This is a genomic window from Mesorhizobium sp. CNPSo 4689 (assembly GCF_057784325.1).
In genome coordinates this window covers 1-655 of the sequence record NZ_JBWLUZ010000105.1, presented here as the reverse complement: position 1 = coordinate 655, position 655 = coordinate 1, and the positions used below count along the sequence as shown (strand labels likewise).

The 655-nt window shown below is 61.8% G+C and carries 1 protein-coding gene; it reads right to left on the bottom strand.

Going from position 1 to position 655, the window contains the following annotated elements:
• The coding region (locus AC04SI_RS33330) for an IS66 family transposase (protein ID WP_488475735.1) at positions 1 to 326 on the bottom strand (326 nt) is incomplete at its 3' end.
• Between the last annotated feature and the right edge of the window lie 329 nt (positions 327 to 655).

Here is a 655-nt window from a genome sequence, read left to right as displayed (position 1 = left end):
CGGTTGAACGCGCGCCATCGCCTGGTGCCGTAGGCGAAGGCCTTCGCGATATCGGCATCGCGCGACAAACCGTTGCCTTGACGCATGAGCTGTCGTCGCAACGCGCGGACCAGTGGTCGGGTCCGCGTTCGTCGTGCGGCCAATCGCTCGGCGGGCGGGAGCCCCCGTATCTCTTCCTCGATCCGGTAGATCGCCTGGATACCGGCCATCGCCGTCGTGCTGAGCTCGGTCGGCTGGCTGTCGTGAACGTCGAATATCTTGCGACGCAGATGGGCCAGGCAGGCGGCTTCGCGGATGGCTCTATCGCGCGGAAGACGAAGCGTCATCCGACCGATCTCACAGATGGGAATGGGAGCGGATTGGACCGCTGATGCCGAAGCTGGCCGAGCGGGGCCGCAGGCTGAGCGTTGACCTGCACGAGACTCTCAACGCGATCCGCTACATGAGGCGTACGGGCGGCAGCTGACGGATTCTTCCGAAGGACCTTGCTCCCTGACAGATAGTCTACTAGAGCGGGATGAACTTAGGTTGGGCATATCCGGCTTCAGTGAAGTAATTTTGGCATTCGTTTGAAGTGACGGTGCCAAGGATTTGGCCGATAGCGCCACAGACGGTTTCGACTGTTCGCTTGGCAGCCTTGCGCAGCCAGTGCTTG